13 protein-coding genes are annotated in these 14,691 nt (G+C 63.5%); 6 read left to right on the top strand and 7 right to left on the bottom strand.

The window, feature by feature from the left end; translation table 11 throughout:
* The first annotated feature begins 1 nt into the window (after position 1).
* From DEH80_RS11265 to soxR, 4 genes are read left to right on the top strand one after another with little or no spacing between them, the layout of a single operon-like run.
* Positions 2–475: an energy transducer TonB gene (locus DEH80_RS11265; protein ID WP_109720601.1), complete on the top strand. Its 474-nt coding sequence runs from the start codon at positions 2–4 to the stop codon at positions 473–475.
* A complete protein-coding gene (gatB, locus tag DEH80_RS11260; RefSeq protein ID WP_109720600.1) occupies positions 472–1,908 on the top strand; it encodes an Asp-tRNA(Asn)/Glu-tRNA(Gln) amidotransferase subunit GatB in 1,437 nt (478 codons plus the stop codon). The genes DEH80_RS11265 and gatB overlap by 4 nt, the downstream gene beginning before the upstream one ends.
* A 19-nt stretch (positions 1,909–1,927) precedes the next feature.
* Positions 1,928–2,791 carry an Hsp33 family molecular chaperone HslO gene (gene hslO / locus DEH80_RS11255; RefSeq protein WP_109720599.1) on the top strand — a complete coding sequence of 288 codons (864 nt, stop codon included), beginning with the start codon at positions 1,928–1,930 and terminating at the stop codon, positions 2,789–2,791.
* Between the two features lie 40 nt (positions 2,792–2,831).
* On the top strand, positions 2,832–3,281 hold the full coding sequence (gene soxR, locus DEH80_RS11250) for a redox-sensitive transcriptional activator SoxR (protein ID WP_109720598.1): 450 nt from the start codon (positions 2,832–2,834) through the stop codon (positions 3,279–3,281).
* A gap of 931 nt (positions 3,282–4,212) precedes the next feature.
* Here soxR and DEH80_RS11245 read toward each other — a convergent pair.
* The 3 genes from DEH80_RS11245 to DEH80_RS11235 form a co-directional block, all read right to left on the bottom strand.
* Positions 4,213–5,601, bottom strand: a complete 1,389-nt coding sequence (locus DEH80_RS11245; RefSeq protein WP_109720597.1) for a DUF1329 domain-containing protein — start codon at positions 5,599–5,601, stop codon at positions 4,213–4,215.
* Positions 5,602–5,743: 142 nt separating this feature from the next.
* A complete protein-coding gene (locus tag DEH80_RS11240; RefSeq protein ID WP_109720596.1) occupies positions 5,744–7,438 on the bottom strand; it encodes an AMP-binding protein in 1,695 nt (564 codons plus the stop codon).
* A gap of 290 nt (positions 7,439–7,728) precedes the next feature.
* The gene (locus tag DEH80_RS11235) at positions 7,729–8,835 is read right to left on the bottom strand and encodes a CaiB/BaiF CoA transferase family protein (RefSeq protein WP_165831434.1); all 1,107 of its coding nucleotides are present in this window, start codon (positions 8,833–8,835) and stop codon (positions 7,729–7,731) included.
* A 221-nt stretch (positions 8,836–9,056) separates the two neighbouring features.
* On the opposite strand from DEH80_RS11235, the gene DEH80_RS11225 reads away from it, so the two are divergent.
* Positions 9,057–10,409: a 3-oxoacyl-ACP reductase gene (locus tag DEH80_RS11225; protein ID WP_109720593.1), complete on the top strand. Its 1,353-nt coding sequence runs from the start codon at positions 9,057–9,059 to the stop codon at positions 10,407–10,409.
* 2 nt (positions 10,410–10,411) lie between these two features.
* Positions 10,412–11,299 carry a MaoC/PaaZ C-terminal domain-containing protein gene (locus DEH80_RS11220; protein WP_109720592.1) on the top strand — a complete coding sequence of 296 codons (888 nt, stop codon included), beginning with the start codon at positions 10,412–10,414 and terminating at the stop codon, positions 11,297–11,299.
* Here the strand turns inward: DEH80_RS11220 and DEH80_RS11215 are convergent.
* The 4 genes from DEH80_RS11215 to DEH80_RS11200 are packed head-to-tail and all read right to left on the bottom strand — an operon-like array spanning position 11,296 to position 14,599.
* Complete coding sequence (locus DEH80_RS11215; protein ID WP_109720591.1) at positions 11,296–12,183, bottom strand: alpha/beta fold hydrolase; 888 nt, start codon at positions 12,181–12,183, stop codon at positions 11,296–11,298. The two genes, DEH80_RS11220 and DEH80_RS11215, sit on opposite strands and share 4 nt — an antisense overlap.
* On the bottom strand, positions 12,180–13,025 hold the full coding sequence (locus tag DEH80_RS11210; RefSeq protein ID WP_109720590.1) for an alpha/beta fold hydrolase: 846 nt from the start codon (positions 13,023–13,025) through the stop codon (positions 12,180–12,182). The genes DEH80_RS11215 and DEH80_RS11210 overlap by 4 nt, the downstream gene beginning before the upstream one ends.
* Before the next feature lie 54 nt (positions 13,026–13,079).
* A complete protein-coding gene (locus DEH80_RS11205) occupies positions 13,080–13,499 on the bottom strand; it encodes a response regulator (protein WP_109720589.1) in 420 nt (139 codons plus the stop codon).
* An 11-nt stretch (positions 13,500–13,510) separates the two neighbouring features.
* Positions 13,511–14,599 (bottom strand): sensor histidine kinase, encoded by a 1,089-nt coding sequence (locus DEH80_RS11200; RefSeq protein WP_165831433.1) that lies wholly within the window; start codon positions 14,597–14,599, stop codon positions 13,511–13,513.
* Positions 14,600–14,691: the final 92 nt, after the last annotated feature.

The following is a 14,691-nucleotide window of genomic DNA, read 5'->3' as shown; positions in this document are numbered from 1 at the left end:
CATGCGTCGAGCCGGGCTGATTGCAGTGCTCGCCGCAGGGCTTGCGGGTTGTGCGACGTCGTCGGAGCCTCTGGCCGAGCCGGTGGCTGTTGCGCCAGAGCCTCAGACGGTGCCCGATGTGTTTCCGCCATTGCCGGTCATCGACACCCAGCCGCTGGTGCGCATTGCCCCGCTGTATCCCCGCGCTGAGGCGCGCGATGGTCAGCAGGGTTGTGTGTCCACCGTCGTGCTGGTCGAGGCGGACGGCCGGGTGAGCGCCGTGCGCACGGTGGACGCCAAGCCGCCTGAAACCTTCGAGTCTAGCGCCGCCAAGGCCTTGCATAAGTGGAAATTCAAGCCGGCCGCGCAGCGTGGCTGGCAGCCGCAAACCCTTCACTACACTTTGTCGGGTGCCAGCGATCAGGCGCCCACCTGCCGGAATGATTGGTCGGTTGCAGAACTGATTGAGCGGACCGGCCTGGAGATCTCCGAATGAGTTGGGAAGTTGTCATCGGGCTGGAAGTCCATGTCCAGCTACAGACTAAGAGCAAGATTTTCTCGGGCGCGTCGACGGCCTATGGGGCCGAACCGAATACCCAGGCCTGCGCCATCGACCTGGGTATGCCGGGTGTGCTGCCGGTGCTGAATGAAGAAGCCGTGCGCATGGCCATCAAATTCGGCCTGTCTGTTGATGCCGATATCGCGCCGCGCTGCGTCTTTGCCCGCAAACATTATTTTTATCCGGACCTGCCCAAGGGCTATCAGATCAGCCAGTACGAGCTGCCGATCGTCGCCAACGGACATCTGGATATCGAGGTGGACGGCGAGACCAAGCGCATCGGCATCACCCGTGCGCATCTGGAAGAGGATGCGGGTAAGTCCATGCATGAAGGTTTCGGCAGTGGCTCGGGCATCGACCTGAACCGGGCCGGCACGCCATTGATTGAAATCGTCTCCGAGCCCGACATCCGCTCGGCGGCGGAGGCCGTGGCCTATCTCAAGAAACTGCACTCGCTTGTGCGCTATCTCGAGATCTGTGACGGCAACATGCAGGAAGGCTCATTCCGCTGCGACGCCAACGTGTCCGTGCGTCGTCAGGGTGCCACCGAGTTCGGCACCCGCACCGAAACCAAAAACCTGAATTCCTTCCGGTTTGTCGAAAAGGCGATTAACTACGAGATCGAGCGTCAGATCGACGTGATCGAATCCGGCGGTGAGGTCATCCAGGAAACCCGCCTGTTCAACACCCAGACCGGCGAGACCCGCGCGATGCGGTCCAAGGAAGAGGCGAATGATTATCGCTACTTCCCGGACCCGGACCTGTTACCGGTTGTGACCACCGAGTCCGACATCATTGCGGCGCGCACGACAATGCCGGAGCTGCCGGACGCCAAGCGGGACCGGTTCGTCGAGCAGTATGGCCTGTCGGCCTACGATGCCGGGGTGCTGACATCGACCCGCGAACTTGCCGATTACTACGAGCAGGCAGTCGAGTATGCCGGGACGGTGAACGCCAAGCTGACGGCTAACTGGGTCATGGGTGATTTGGCAGCCTCGCTCAATGCCGATGGTCTGGATATCGGCGAATCCAAGGTGGATGCCAAGGCGCTGGCGGGGCTGGTCATGCGCATTGCGGACAACACTATTTCCGGCAAGATCGCCAAGGATGTGTTCATCGCCATGTGGGCCGGCGAGGGGTCGGCGGATGAGATCATCGAGTCCAAGGGCCTCAAGCAGATCACCGACCCCGATGCACTGGGCAAGATTCTCGATGAGGTCATAGCAGCCAACCCGACCCAGCTGGAGCAGTACCGCTCCGGCAAGGACAAGCTGTTTGGCTACTTTGTGGGCCAGGCGATGAAGGCGACCAAGGGCAAGGCCAACCCGGGCGAGGTCAATCGCCTGCTCAAGGAAAAACTGCAGGGCTGATCAAGCCCGGGATGATCCGATGGGGCAGCTGATTCGATTCGACTTCACCGAACTCCCGGTGCGCGGTGCACTGGTCCGGCTGGATGAATCCTGGCAGGACTGGTGGCAGCGGTTCGGGCTCGACGGGGCCGAACGGTCCATCCTGGGTGAGGCCACCGCGGCGCTGCCGCTGCTGGCTGCAAATCTCAAGTTCAAAGGGCGCATGAATCTGCAGATGCAGGGCGGACAGCATCTGCCATTACTGGTCGCCCAGATCGACCACCAGCTGCACCTGCGCTCCATGTTGCAGACCACGCCGGAGACGATGCCGGGTGACTGGGCGACTGCGGTCGCCGGCGCGCAGTGCGCCGTCATGGTGGATCCGGAATCGGGCATGGACCGCTACCAGGCCATCGTGGCTGCGGGGGGTGCGTCGCTGGCACGGGACCTCGAAGGCTACTTTGCTCAATCCGAACAGTTGCCGACGCGGCTCTGGCTGGGCGCCGACCCGGCTGTTGCGGCAGGCCTGCTCATCCAACGGCTGCCCGGTGAGGCCGGGTCGCTGGATGGCTTCGAGACCGTGACCACGCTGGCCGACACGCTGGGTGATCAGGAGTTGCTGGCATCGGATCCGGATGACCTGCTGCGCAAGCTGTTCGGCACCTTGGGGTTGCGTCGCCACGACAATCGTCCGGTGACGCTGGCCTGCCGCTGTTCGCGCGAGCGTATTGGCACCTTGTTGCTCTCGCTGGGCGAGGAGGATGTCGAAGCGCTGATCCAGGAACAGGGCCGCGTCGAGGCTGCCTGCGAATTTTGCGGCCAAGCCTACGTCTATGAGGCCGATGACGCGCGTGCCCTGTTCACGGCGGCCCGGGCAGAGCCTCCGTCGCAGAGCAAGCACTAGCGCTGGTGCTGGCGCGGCGGTGACGGGCCAGTCCAAGGGGATGGATACCCGACAGCCGTTATCCGTGGGTGAGGTGGCCCGACGCGGTGGTGTGGCGGTGTCCACCGTGCACTTTTATGAAGCCCAAGGGCTGATTACCAGCTGGCGGAATGCCGGCAATCAGCGGCGGTTTGCCCGCGATGTGCTGCGGCGGATCGCCGTGATCAAGGTCGCCCAGCGTGCRGGCATACCGCTCAAGACGATCCGCGATGCACTGGCCACCCTGCCCAAGCAACGCACGCCCACGCGTGAGGACTGGGAGCGGCTCTCCGCGAATTGGCGTGACGAGCTCGACGCGCGTATCCAACGTCTGACGCAGCTGCGCGATGAACTATCCGACTGTATTGGCTGTGGCTGCCTGTCCATCGATCGGTGTCCCCTGAGAAACCCCGGTGATGCCCTGGGAGAGGCAGGTTCGGGTGCGCGGCTGCTGGAGGATGGCGGGGCGTAGCGATGTGATGATAGTCGGTTGGTCCGTGCCCAGGTGTCGGGTGGCCCGACAACAACCCGTGTCACGTGGCCGAGCGCCGTTTCTTTTCGCCGGTTTTCTTTGGGCGCGCAAAGAAAATCGGCTCGCCCGACAGGGCGAAACCTGCTTGCGATGAGAGCCCGACATTGGTGTGTTCCGTGGCGAACGGAATCGCTTTGGTTGCAGGTCTCCGCGTGCAGACAGCGAATCGCACTGTTGTTTCGGCCTGAAGGCCGAGCCCCTTTTGCGTGCCCAAAAGGGGCGGAAAAGGGCAGATGCCACTGCTCAGGTCGGCGCGCCTGCGGCGCGACGACTGCCCTGCGATGCTCGCCGCCGCCGGGCGGGTCGGAAACTCGCCCGCTGCGCGGGCTCAAACAGCCGACCCGCTAATCCGTCGCCGGCTGCGCGTCTCGGCTGCGCACAGGCACGGAAAACCCCGTGATCCGGCGAGACCTGAGTTTGAACCCGTGTCACGTAGGCCGAGCATCGCAGCAGGCGGTGGATGAGTCGGCGCGCAGCGCCGAGCGAGGCAAGGATGCCGAAGCCGTTGCAGCCGGGCCAGGACGGCCCGTCTGCAACGCCCACCGACTGCGAGAAGCACAGGGCACCCGCCGCCGAACAGGCGGCGGGCCACGTGATCGGGCGCCGTTTCTTTTCGCCGGTTTTCTTTGGGCGCACAAAGAAAATCGGCTCGCCCGATAGGGCGAAATCTGCTTGCGATGAGAGTCCGATGTTGGCTGTGTTCCGTGGCGGACTGCATCGCTCTATTTGCAGCTCACCGCGTGCAGACAGCAAATCGCCATGTTGTTTCGGCCTGACGGCCGAGCCCGGTTGACAGGCTGGCCCCGAAACTAAAAAGGCCCGATCAGGTATCCACCTGACCGGGCCTTGTTAACCCTGCAAGGGTTTGCGTTTAGCGGCGCGCCATCCGCTTCACGTTTGAGGGCGTGAAGTGATCATCACCGAACTTCGCTTCCTGCGCCTCGTCTTCCTCATTGTTCATGGCGAACGCGAGGTAGCGGTTGTTCAGCAGGTCGTAGGCGACTTCGGCTGAGGTGCCCGGCAGGCCGGAGGCTTCGCCAAACTGCTTGGAGACTCCGTAGGAAGCCAAGACATGCTGCTCATGCACGCGCCACAGCTGACCACGCTTGTCGTAGATGTCCTGCAGCACGATGGTCCAGGTGTCTTCGTCGACGTAGAACGTACGGCTGGCATAAATGTGGCTGGTGCCGTCGCGAACTTCGGCTTCCACCACCCAGACGCGGTGCTTTTCGTAGCGCGTCAGCTCCTGATTAATGTGCCCGCGACCCAGGATGTCGTCGTATTCGTACTCGTCACTGTGCAACTCGTAAGAGTTGTAGGGAATGATCATTTCCTTCTTGCCGACAAGCTTCCAGGTGTAGCGATCCATCGCGCCGTTGAAGCTGTCGAGCTGATCATTGGTTCGCAGCCCGTCTGAGCCCGTGCCCGGGTTGTCATAGCCGACGTTGGGCGCGCGGCGCAGTCGACGCTGGCCGGGGTTGTATAGCCAAGCGCGACGCGGCTCCTTCACCTGGTCCATGGTCTCGTGGACCAGCAGGAACTGACCGGCTAGGCGTGCCGGCTCGCGGATTTCCTGAAGGAAGTAGATCAGCACGTTGTTGAGCGAATCCGGCGTGGCGTCCTTAAGGCTGTAGTTGAACTTGAAGTCCTCGTACAGCTTCACCAGGTTGTAGGCACCGGAGGAGGTGACGGCCGCCTGCACGTTCCAACGGCTGCCGGACATGCCACGGAAACGCGTCTTGTGATTCCAGATGACCTCACGCCCGGATCCCGGAATCGGGAAGGGCACACCGATGATGGCATTGGCCAGCGCCTCGCCGTTGGCTTCCAGCGTGGCCTTGGTCGCGTTCTCGAAGGTGGCGTCGTACACGAACTGTGGCGCGCCGTTGCGACGACGGGTCTGGTAGAGCGGCATCTCGAAGTCGTCGAACTTCTTGAACAGCGCGATCTGGCCGGGCGACAGGAGCGCTTTGTACTCGGCCAGGTTGTCGTTGGTGATGACGTCTATGGGCTCGTCATCTGGCCAAGGGTTATACAGCCGGGTGTTGAAGCCTTCGTACTTTTCCGGGGCTTCCGAGGACATCAGGCCACCGCCCCACTCAGGGATGGAGCCATCGGCATTACCGGCACGTTCTGCACCCAGTGGGGTCAGGTCGCCGCCATCCTTCAGGCGCTGGGCTTCGTCTGCCGAAACCTTGGCGGTGGCGGTGAGCGGGAGCAGCAGCGCAATCGCGCAGGCGCTACGGATAAGTGTCTTCATTATTTGGTGTCTCCTCTCACGGTTGTCTAGGCCGTGGTGTTGTCCCCAGTGGCGTTATGTACTCGCCGGTTCGCCAGAGAATCTGACGCATCGCCGGCCGAAAAACAAGCACCCCGGCGCGGGCCGGGGTGCTCGGGTTGGATTAGAGCCAGACGACCTTGTCATCGTGGCCCAGCATGGCTTCGACCTGATTGCGGTAGCGGTCTTCCAATTGCGGGCGTTTGATTTTCATGGTCGGTGTGACCAGCCCGTCTTCGACCGTCCACTCGTCGCGGGTCAGGAACAGCTTGCCCACGCGCTCGTGGGGTTCCAGCGTCTTGTTCAGCGCTTCGACTTTTTCTGCGAGCCGTTTGGCGATTTCGGCCTTATCATCCTCGCTGTCGATGCGAACAATCCCGACCGGCAGTTTCATGCCGCTGCCGATGAGGCAGATCTGGTCGATGGCGCCGTCCGTGGCCAGCTTGTCTTCGATGGGCGCGGGGTCGACATACTTGCCCTTGGATGTCTTGAAAGCATCCTTGATGCGGCCGGTGATGTAGAGATACCCGTCCTTGTCGATGCGGCCTTTGTCGCCGGTGTGTAGCCAGCCGTCGGTAATGGTCTCGGCCGTTTTTTCCTCGTTCTTGTAGTACCCCAGCATCGTGGCGGCAGATCGTGCCAGCACTTCTTCCGTGGCTTCATCGATCTTGATCTCGACACCCGGCATGGGACGACCGACCGAGCCGACCCGATTTTCGGTAGGCGTGTTCGTGGTGCAGTAGGCCGAGTTTTCACTCATGCCATAGCCCTGGCAGATGGTGACGCCGAGCTTGGCAAACCAGTTGATTTGCGCTTCCGGCATCGGGGCAGCGCCCGAGACCACCATGCGGGCATTCTGCAATCCGAGCCCGCCGACGACTTTCTTGCGGATCAGGCCGGAAATGATCGGCAGCCGCAGCAGTCGGTCCATCTTCTTCTGCGGCAGTTTCTCGAGAATGCCTGACTGGATACGGCCGTAAACCACCGGTACGCCATAGAAACGCGTTGGCGCGACTTCGGCGAGTTGCGAGGCCAGCTTGTCCAGTGACTCCATGAAGGAGATTTCGGCGCCGACGTAAAGGCTGCAGAGTTCGACCACGCCGCGCTCAAAGATGTGCGCCAGCGGCAGGTAGGAGAAGAAGCGCTCGTCATCGCGGAATTCCAGGCGATTGATCACGCCACCCATGGTCTCGCGCGCCGAGCGTGTCGTCAGCATGACACCCTTCGGGTTACCGGTGGTCCCGGAGGTGTAGATCATGGTGTGCACGGCGTCGGGATCGTTCGGCTCCCAGTCCTGGAGCGGTTCATGCTCCTTGATCAGGGCATCCCAGCCGTAGTCTGTCTCCGGCAGGTCGGGGTAGGGCATGCCGATGGTCTTAACCGAGTCGGGAATGCCGTCTGCGAGCTGCTGGGGATCGAGAAGCGGGCCAAAGAACAGGAACTTGGTGCCGCTGTGTTCGAGGACGTAGCGTGTCGTCTCCGAGGCCTGATTCGGGTAGATGCCAACGGATATACCGCCCGCCATGCCGACGGCGAGATCGGCCATGATCCAGTGTGCGGTGTTCTTTCCGGTCAGCGCGACGGCGTCGCCGGGCTGCAGCCCCAGTGCCTTCAGCGCCGCGGCCATGCGCCGGACCTGGTCGGCAACCTCGGCCCAGCTGTACTCGCGCCACACGCCGTTAAACGGCTGCCGCAGGTAGGTGGACTTGGGACGCGTCTCGGCCCAGTGGAACAGCATCGCGACCGGGTCGCGGTCGTGCTGGATGGGTGCACTCGGTGCCGAAACGTAATTCTTCTTAATGGTCAAGGACTGACCCATGCGTCCCCCTTCGTACGTTGTATGTCGGTTGGTAACGAGGTGTCACTGTCGCCCGATACTGGCCCGATGCGATCCCGCGTCCACCGGCAAGGGTGGCTTTGCGGGGCAGGCCAAGAGTGACCAGGTGGCTGACCGGCCGTCTATCGCGGCTGGTTCGTCCCCCTGGTAATGAACGCAGTGGTACCCAAAGCGAGGCATAGCCTAGAACGCTTTTCATGCTTGCGCCAATCCATCGGACCAGCGTCACACGGCGAGCAGTGCACAAGTGTCTGCTACGCGCAGGGTTTGTTTCAGTCTGAATCTGCCGCCGTGCGCAACCATTGGCTGTTGTCCGCCCCGCGTTGTGGGGCGGGTCGAATCGCCGGTGGTGGATCTCCAACCTGTATGGGGCAACGGATGTAGCCGCCGTCGTCGGTTTCCACATAGACCCCGCGAGATTGCATGTGTGGATCGCTGAGCGCCTCGTCGAGATCGAGGACCGGCCCGACGCAGAGGCCCTGATCGGCAAGCAGGTCGACCCAGTAATCGCGGGGCTGACTGGAGAACAGGTCGGCTAAAGCGTCGCGCAGTGGTTGGCTGTCTGCGCCGGTGGACAAGGGCATCTTGGCGAGGTCCGGGCGCTGCACGGCGCGACAAAAGCCCAGCCAGAATTTGGGCTCCAATGTGCCCAGGGCGATGTGCCGGCCATCCGCACAGGCGTAGAGGCCGTAGTTCGGCAGGCCTCCGCTGAGCATGCCCTCACCGCGTGGGGTCAGGCGCCCGGTTGTCTGGCGTGCGGCCAATGCCACGGGCATCAGCGCCAACGAGGCATCGGTCATGCCGACATCGACATGCCGGCCCTGGCCAGATCGCTGCGCATCGAGCAAAGCGGCCACGACGCCGAGTGCAAATGTCAGTGCGCCGCCGGCCAGGTCGGCGATTTGCAGATTCGACATGGCCGGTGGCTGGTCGCGATGTCCAATCTGGTCCAGCACGCCGGCATATCCGAGGTAGTTCACGTCATGTCCGGGCCAGTCGGCGTACGGACCCTGCTGCCCATAGCCCGTGAGTGAACCCACAACCAGCCGCGGATTGGCCGCCTGCAGCGTCGCGACGCCCAGTCCCATCTTGTCCAGAGTGCCCGGCCGGAACGACTCCAGCAGCGCGTCTGCCTGTTCTGCGAGCTTGAGCAGCTGCTCGCGGCCGGCATCTGAGCGCAGATCCAGCTGCACGGCCTGCTTGTTTCGATTGAGCATGCGGAACAGACCGGGGTCGAGTTCGCGGGTGTAGTCGCCCGATTTGCTGTCTTCCACCTTGATCACGGTGGCACCCAGGTCGGCCAGATACAGCGTGGCAAAAGGACCGGGCAGCAGGCGGGTCAGGTCGAGTATGGTCATCCCGTCCAGGGGCAGGCTCATCGTCATGTCTCCTTGCAGGGGCTGCGCGGTGTCAGGCCCCGGGGTGGCCATTGAATTGGCCGGTTATTGAGTCGAGGTCGTCGGATGTGGCCAATGGCTCATTACCCCGATTTTCGTTATCGTGCGCCGCAACATGGGCGCGCTTGATCGTGTTGTGGCACCGGCCACGGATCCCGACCAACCGCTGCCCCGCAGTTTCTTCGAATCCCATGGAGCGATCAATGAGCGATTACCTATTGCGACTGGCCAGCCAGCCAACGCTGCGCAATGTCATCAAGTCTGTCGGCTTGCCAACACCGGTTGAACTCAAGCGCGCGGGTACGCGCTATGCAGACCAACCCCTGGCTGGCCTGCAGGTGCTCTTTGGGACCGCCAAAGATGCCGCGGTCGCGACGGCGGTACGCGGTGAGCTGGAGGGCGCTGGTGCAACCGTGATCGCCCAGGCCGCCGAGGGTGCCAAGTACGATGCACTGGTCCTGGACGTGACCGAGATCGACGGTGTCGACGGCCTGAAGCAGCTTTACAGCTTCTTCCATCCGGTCATGCGCCAGATCGCGGCCAACGCCCGGTTGCTCGTGCTGGCCAGTGAGCCGGCCGAGGGCGGCAACCCGAAGGCCGTGGCCACGGCGCGCGCCACCGAGGGGTTTGTCCGCTCGATCGGCAAGGAGATCGGGAAGCGAGGGGCGACGGCTAACCTGATCCATGTCGCCAAGGGTGCGGAGACGCGCCTGGCCGCGCCGCTGCGCTTCTTCCTCAGCGGTCACTCGGCGTACGTGGACGCACAGCCGGTTCATGTGGGCCTGCAGGCCGATGCGCCAGAGGCGATGCCGCTGTCGGGTGCGCTGGAGGGCAAGGTGGCCTTGGTGACCGGCGGTGCTCGGGGCATTGGCGCGGCCACGGCCGAGCGTCTGGCTGCAGAAGGTGCGCATGTGGTCTGTCTGGACATTCCTGCAGACGAGGACACGCTGAATGCCACCGTGGCCAAGATCGGTGGCGCGGCCTTGCCGATGGACATCACCGACCCCAGCGCGCCCGAGAAGATTGCGACTTACTTCAAGGAGCAGCACGGCGGGGTCGACATCGTGGTGCACAACGCCGGTGTCACGCGGGACAAGACGCTGGCCAACATGAAGGAGCATCTGTGGGACATGGTGCTGTCGATTAACCTCGGCGCGATCCTGGCCATTGATGAGGTGTTGCTGGGCGACAAGGTGATCAATGACGGCGGGCGCATCGTCTGCCTGTCCTCGATTGGTGGGATTGCCGGCAACATGGGTCAAACCAACTACGGGGCCACCAAGGCCGGGCTGATCGGCTATGTGGCGGCCCAGTCGGCCGAGCAGGCCAAGCGAGGCATTACCGTCAACGCGGTGGCCCCCGGATTCATCGAAACGCGCATGACCGCGGAGATGCCGTTCATGATTCGCGAGGCCGGCCGGCGAATGAACTCACTGTCCCAGGGCGGTCATCCGGAAGATGTGGCTGAACTGATCAAGTTCCTCAGCACGCCGGGTGCGGTGGGCATTACCGGCCAGACGATTCGCGTCTGCGGCCAAAGCCTGATCGGAGCCTAGCCATGAGCGCCACCGTGAATCTGCAGTTTGATGCGCCACCGTCGATCTGGGTGGGTTTCGCCAAGGCCGCCAAGCCGGGCGCGGTGAGCCTGGGGCCGGGCCAGGATATTCCTCGAATGGAGGCGCATCTGGCACCGGCGCCGGCATCGGCCAAGCAGGTCGACAAGTACCGCAAGCTCTGCGGGTTTGAGTCCAACGGCCTGCTGCCGGTGACTTACCCGCACATCCTGGCCGCACCACTGCACATGGCCGTGCTGACGCACGATGCCTTCCCGCTGCGTTTGCTGGGCGCCGTGCATATGCGCAACGTGGTGCATCAGCACCGGGCGCTGCATCAGAACGAGCCGCTGGGCGTGCAGGTGGTGGTCGAAGGTCATCGCCCCGTGGACAAGGGGCTGGAGTTCGACCTGCAGACCCGCATCGTCGACACCGATGAGCAGTGTGTCTGGGAGAGCATCAGCACCAACCTGATTCGTGACCCGGGCAAACGCGCTTCATCCGGCGGCGGCAAAAAGGGCTGGGAGCCGCCGGTTTGGGATGAATACGCTGTGGTCGACCGTTGGAAGGCCGCGAGCAACATCGGTCGCCGCTATGGTGTGGTGGCCGGGGACGTCAACCCCATTCATCTGCATGCGGTGGCGGCCAAGCTGTTCGGTTTCAAGCGGGCCATCGCCCATGGAATGTGGTCGTTCGCCAGTTCCGTGTCGCGCTGTGGGGGCGATGTGATCGAAGGGGCTTGCTCGCTGGATGTGGCCTTCAAGCGCCCGCTGTTTCTGCCGGGTAAGCCGGAGCTGCTGGCCAAGCCCGCCGATGGCGGGCAGGCCTATCTGCTCACCAACCCGAACCGTTCCACGGTGTATCTCGAAGGGACGATTAAGCCGGCCAGCTAGCCGGTGCGCGCACTGTCGGCGGGCCTGCCGTCGGCAGTGCGGGTTTCGATCCAGTCAGCCAAGCGGGGCCAGACATGTGTTTGCGCCGCCTTGCTGACCACCATGCCCGGGTGATCAAAAGGGCCGGGGTCCGTAGGGCGCTCGCCGAGTAACCACCACTGCTTATCGGTGGCGCCGATCAGGTTGAATAGCTGTCGACAGCCGGTTGCGGGGTCGACGCGGTCGGCTTGAGAGGCCACCGCCAGCACCGGCGTGGTGAGCGCGTTCAGGCGCGCGGGCCAGCCCCCCGTTCTGCGAGCCTCCACCGTCCACCGGATGGAGTCTTCGATCGCAGCGGCCGGTTCGTCCTCAGGGCCGAGCCCGGCCAGCCGCGCCGGCACACGCCCCAGGCTGCGCGTGAGTGCGAGCAGGCCGGTGGAAAGCGGCGGCATCAGCCAGCGCTTGCCGCGCTGCGTTTGCGTGGCCAGGAGAATGACGCCGGCAACCTGTTCCCCCGGTAGTTGTTCGTTGACGGCGCGGGCGGCCAGCTGGCCGCCAAACGAGTGACCGATCCAGACAGCCGGCCGACCGGTTTGCTCCCAAATCTGTGCTGCCAGCTGCGGCAGATCAAACTGCAAATGTTCTTCTGCGCCTGGACGGGCCTGCGTGTTCGCCGGATGCCCGATGCCGCGACGTTCGATCATCCAGCATCGGTGCCCCCGCTGGGCCAGAAAGGCAGCGAGGCCAATATTCCGGTCGGATAGCCAGAAACGCCGGCTGGTGAACATGCCTGGGAGTAGCACCACCGGGGCGCCCGTCGCGGCAGCCTGCAACTGAATGCGGGTCACGCGGCAAACGCCACCATCGGCCGCCTGCTGCAGCCATTCGTCTCGCTGCAGGCTCATGCCTGTTGTTGTGTACGCGCCGACCGGGCCGCTTGGGTGCGTTCGAAAAAGCGGAGAATGTCGGGCATGAGTCGCGTTGGCGCGGTTCTGAGCTCCAGCGGTGATCGGGCGACGATGAGCTCCGCGTTGGGAAGTTCCTGGGACAGCGCGCGAGCATCTTTGAGATTGTGCAGCCAGTCGCCAGCATGCCCCACGACCAGGCTGGGCATGGACAGGCGCAGCCGCTCGCGCAACGGCGGCACGATGGGGCCGGCCAGCACGCCATGGATGATGGCCGCCATGTGTTCGGGGTCCTGGCTGACCGTATTGAGCAGGCTTTGCCACAGTCCACGCTGGGGTCTGGGCAGTCGTCGCAGCTGGCGGGCGCCGACCCGCCACGGCTTGTCCGCAAACCGGGCGCCGAGGAGCAGTGGTACCAGGAGCAATGCGGCTGCGGGTGCGGCCCGCTCCATGACAGGCATTTCCAGAAACAGGCCATCGACACGGTCTGGTGCCTGTACTGCGACATGCAGGGCGGTGATCGCACCCAGTGAGACGCCGCCGATGACCGCATGGGGCCAGCCCAGGTGGTCGAGGAGTGCAAGCGCTTGCTGTCCGAACACGTCGATGCGCAAATCCTGTGCGCGTGTGGTCTTATCGCTACGCCCGTGGCCTTGCAGGTCCAGTAGTGCCACGCGATATCCGGCCTGCGCCAGAGCGGCGGCCAGGTCACGATTAAGCTCGGAGTCCATCAGAATGCCGTGCATCAGTACGATGCGTGGTCCATCGGCCGGACCGGCCAGCGAAAAAGCCAGACGCGCGCCTGCGTGGGAGAACGCACCGCATTCCATGAGTGTCGGCATGACTGAGTATCCGTTTGCGGCGGGTCGGTGACCCGGGGCAGGTGAGTGAACAGTCTAACTGGCTTCGAGCGACGCTTCGGGTGGGAGTCGGGCGGCTTGCAGCCAGAATCGATACACCGCTTCGGCGATTCGGACGTAGCCGTCAAAATCCAGCGGTTTGGCGATGTATGCATTGACCCCTGCTCGATACGCCCCTCGGATATCGTCGGGCAACTGACTCGAACTGAGGGCAAGCACGACGGTGCAGGCGCGCAGTGCCGGTGTCAGTGCTTCCAGGAACTCCAGGCCATTCATGCCGGGCATGTTGAGGTCCAGCAGCACCAGCCGAATGCCGGGTTGTTCGCCGAGCCGGGTCAGCCCGGCCGCCCCGTCTTCCGCACAGTGAAGACTCAGCTGAGCCGCCGTCCTCGCGAAGGCCTGCTCGATCAACATACGGTCGGAAGCGGAGTCGTCTATGAGCAGGATGTCGGTCATATCGGTGTCGCTCAGCGGCGTTGAGGAATCCGGATGCTCAGTGTTGCACCCGGGCCGGGGTTATTCGTCAAATCGGCCGATCCACCGTGAAGTTGAGCTGCCCGCATGACTTTGGCCAGTCCGATGCCGTGCCCCGGGAATAGGGTGCGGGGATGTAAACGCTGAAAAATGCGGAAGGCACGCACGGCGCGTTTTGGCTCGATGCCGACGCCGTCATCGCGGATGTGGATCGTGATGCCGGTTTCGTCCCGATCGGCCGTGATTTCGACCTCGGCGGTTTGGTTCGGCGCGTGGAATTTCAAGGCATTGTCGAGGCCGCAGCGCAGCGCCTGGGCCAGCACGGTTGGGTCGGCTCGCAGCGGTAGCGTATCGGCCAATCGGCGGATACGCGGGTCCTCAGGAGATAGGCCCAGATCGCGAAAGGCCTGATCCAGCAGGGCGCCAATCGTGGTGTTCTGGGGTTGTAGCGGATGTTGGTCTAGCTGCACGTACTGCAGCAGTCCCTGCATCAGCGCCTGCATCCGGGCAGCCTCATCGCGGGAGAGTTTGATGGCCTGCGCGACGTCCTCGGGCAGCGCATCGAGCTGAACCTGATCTAAATGCCCACGAATGCCCCGTAAGGGTTCGCTGAGGTCATGTGAGGTCGCATAGGCCAGTTCGCTCAGGTCGCGCACCCGCTGCGCCAGCAGGTCCGCGTGGGCTTCGAGTGCCTTGTGTGCATTCGCTCGCTCGGTGATGTCGTGCATGACGACAACGGCACCAATCTTCTCGCCCGTCGCGCTGAAAATGGGCCGGCCCTCGGCTTCGATGTGTCTGGGGGGATGTCCGTGGCGGGCGATGACCATGCCGGCGCTGCGCACCTGTTCTCCTGAGAATGCGCGGAACAGCGGAATGTCTTCGGTGGCCAGCGGTGTCACGCCATCGGCATGGAAGAGGTCGTAGCGGGATGACCACTGCTCGGGCGGCAGGGTCATCGCATCCATCCCATGCCAGTCCCGGGAAGTCTGATTGAACAGGGCCAGGTCGCCGTTGGCGTCGCAGGCCACGACGCCATCGCCGGCATGCTCCAGCAAGGCGGTAATAAACTCCGCTTCGCGCATCAACCCGTTCGATGCAGAGGCGGGCCGAGTCAGCTTGTCAGTGGAAGACCCCATCGCGCGAGCCTATCCAGCGCCATGTAAAGCGGGCGTGA

Origin of the sequence: Abyssibacter profundi, assembly GCF_003151135.1 — a bacterium.
GTDB classification, from domain to species: domain Bacteria; phylum Pseudomonadota; class Gammaproteobacteria; order Nevskiales; family OUC007; genus Abyssibacter; species Abyssibacter profundi.
Note: the sequence above shows the minus strand (reverse complement) of the source record. Positions and strands in the feature narration are given on the sequence as shown.

Bases quoted from the DNA above. Each gene is read 5' to 3' on its own strand.
- DEH80_RS11265 (WP_109720601.1), top strand. From the start codon at position 2: ATGCGTCGAGCCGGGCTGATTGCAGTGCTCGCCGCAGGGCTTGCGGGT.
- gatB (WP_109720600.1), top strand. From the start codon at position 472: ATGAGTTGGGAAGTTGTCATCGGGCTGGAAGTCCATGTCCAGCTACAG.
- hslO (WP_109720599.1), top strand. From the start codon at position 1,928: ATGGGGCAGCTGATTCGATTCGACTTCACCGAACTCCCGGTGCGCGGT.
- DEH80_RS11245 (WP_109720597.1), bottom strand. From the start codon at position 5,601: ATGAAGACACTTATCCGTAGCGCCTGCGCGATTGCGCTGCTGCTCCCG.
- DEH80_RS11240 (WP_109720596.1), bottom strand. From the start codon at position 7,438: ATGGGTCAGTCCTTGACCATTAAGAAGAATTACGTTTCGGCACCGAGT.
- DEH80_RS11235 (WP_165831434.1), bottom strand. From the start codon at position 8,835: ATGAGCCTGCCCCTGGACGGGATGACCATACTCGACCTGACCCGCCTG.
- DEH80_RS11225 (WP_109720593.1), top strand. From the start codon at position 9,057: ATGAGCGATTACCTATTGCGACTGGCCAGCCAGCCAACGCTGCGCAAT.
- DEH80_RS11220 (WP_109720592.1), top strand. From the start codon at position 10,412: ATGAGCGCCACCGTGAATCTGCAGTTTGATGCGCCACCGTCGATCTGG.
- DEH80_RS11215 (WP_109720591.1), bottom strand. From the start codon at position 12,183: ATGAGCCTGCAGCGAGACGAATGGCTGCAGCAGGCGGCCGATGGTGGC.
- DEH80_RS11210 (WP_109720590.1), bottom strand. From the start codon at position 13,025: ATGCCGACACTCATGGAATGCGGTGCGTTCTCCCACGCAGGCGCGCGT.
- DEH80_RS11205 (WP_109720589.1), bottom strand. From the start codon at position 13,499: ATGACCGACATCCTGCTCATAGACGACTCCGCTTCCGACCGTATGTTG.
- DEH80_RS11200 (WP_165831433.1), bottom strand. From the start codon at position 14,599: ATGCGCGAAGCGGAGTTTATTACCGCCTTGCTGGAGCATGCCGGCGAT.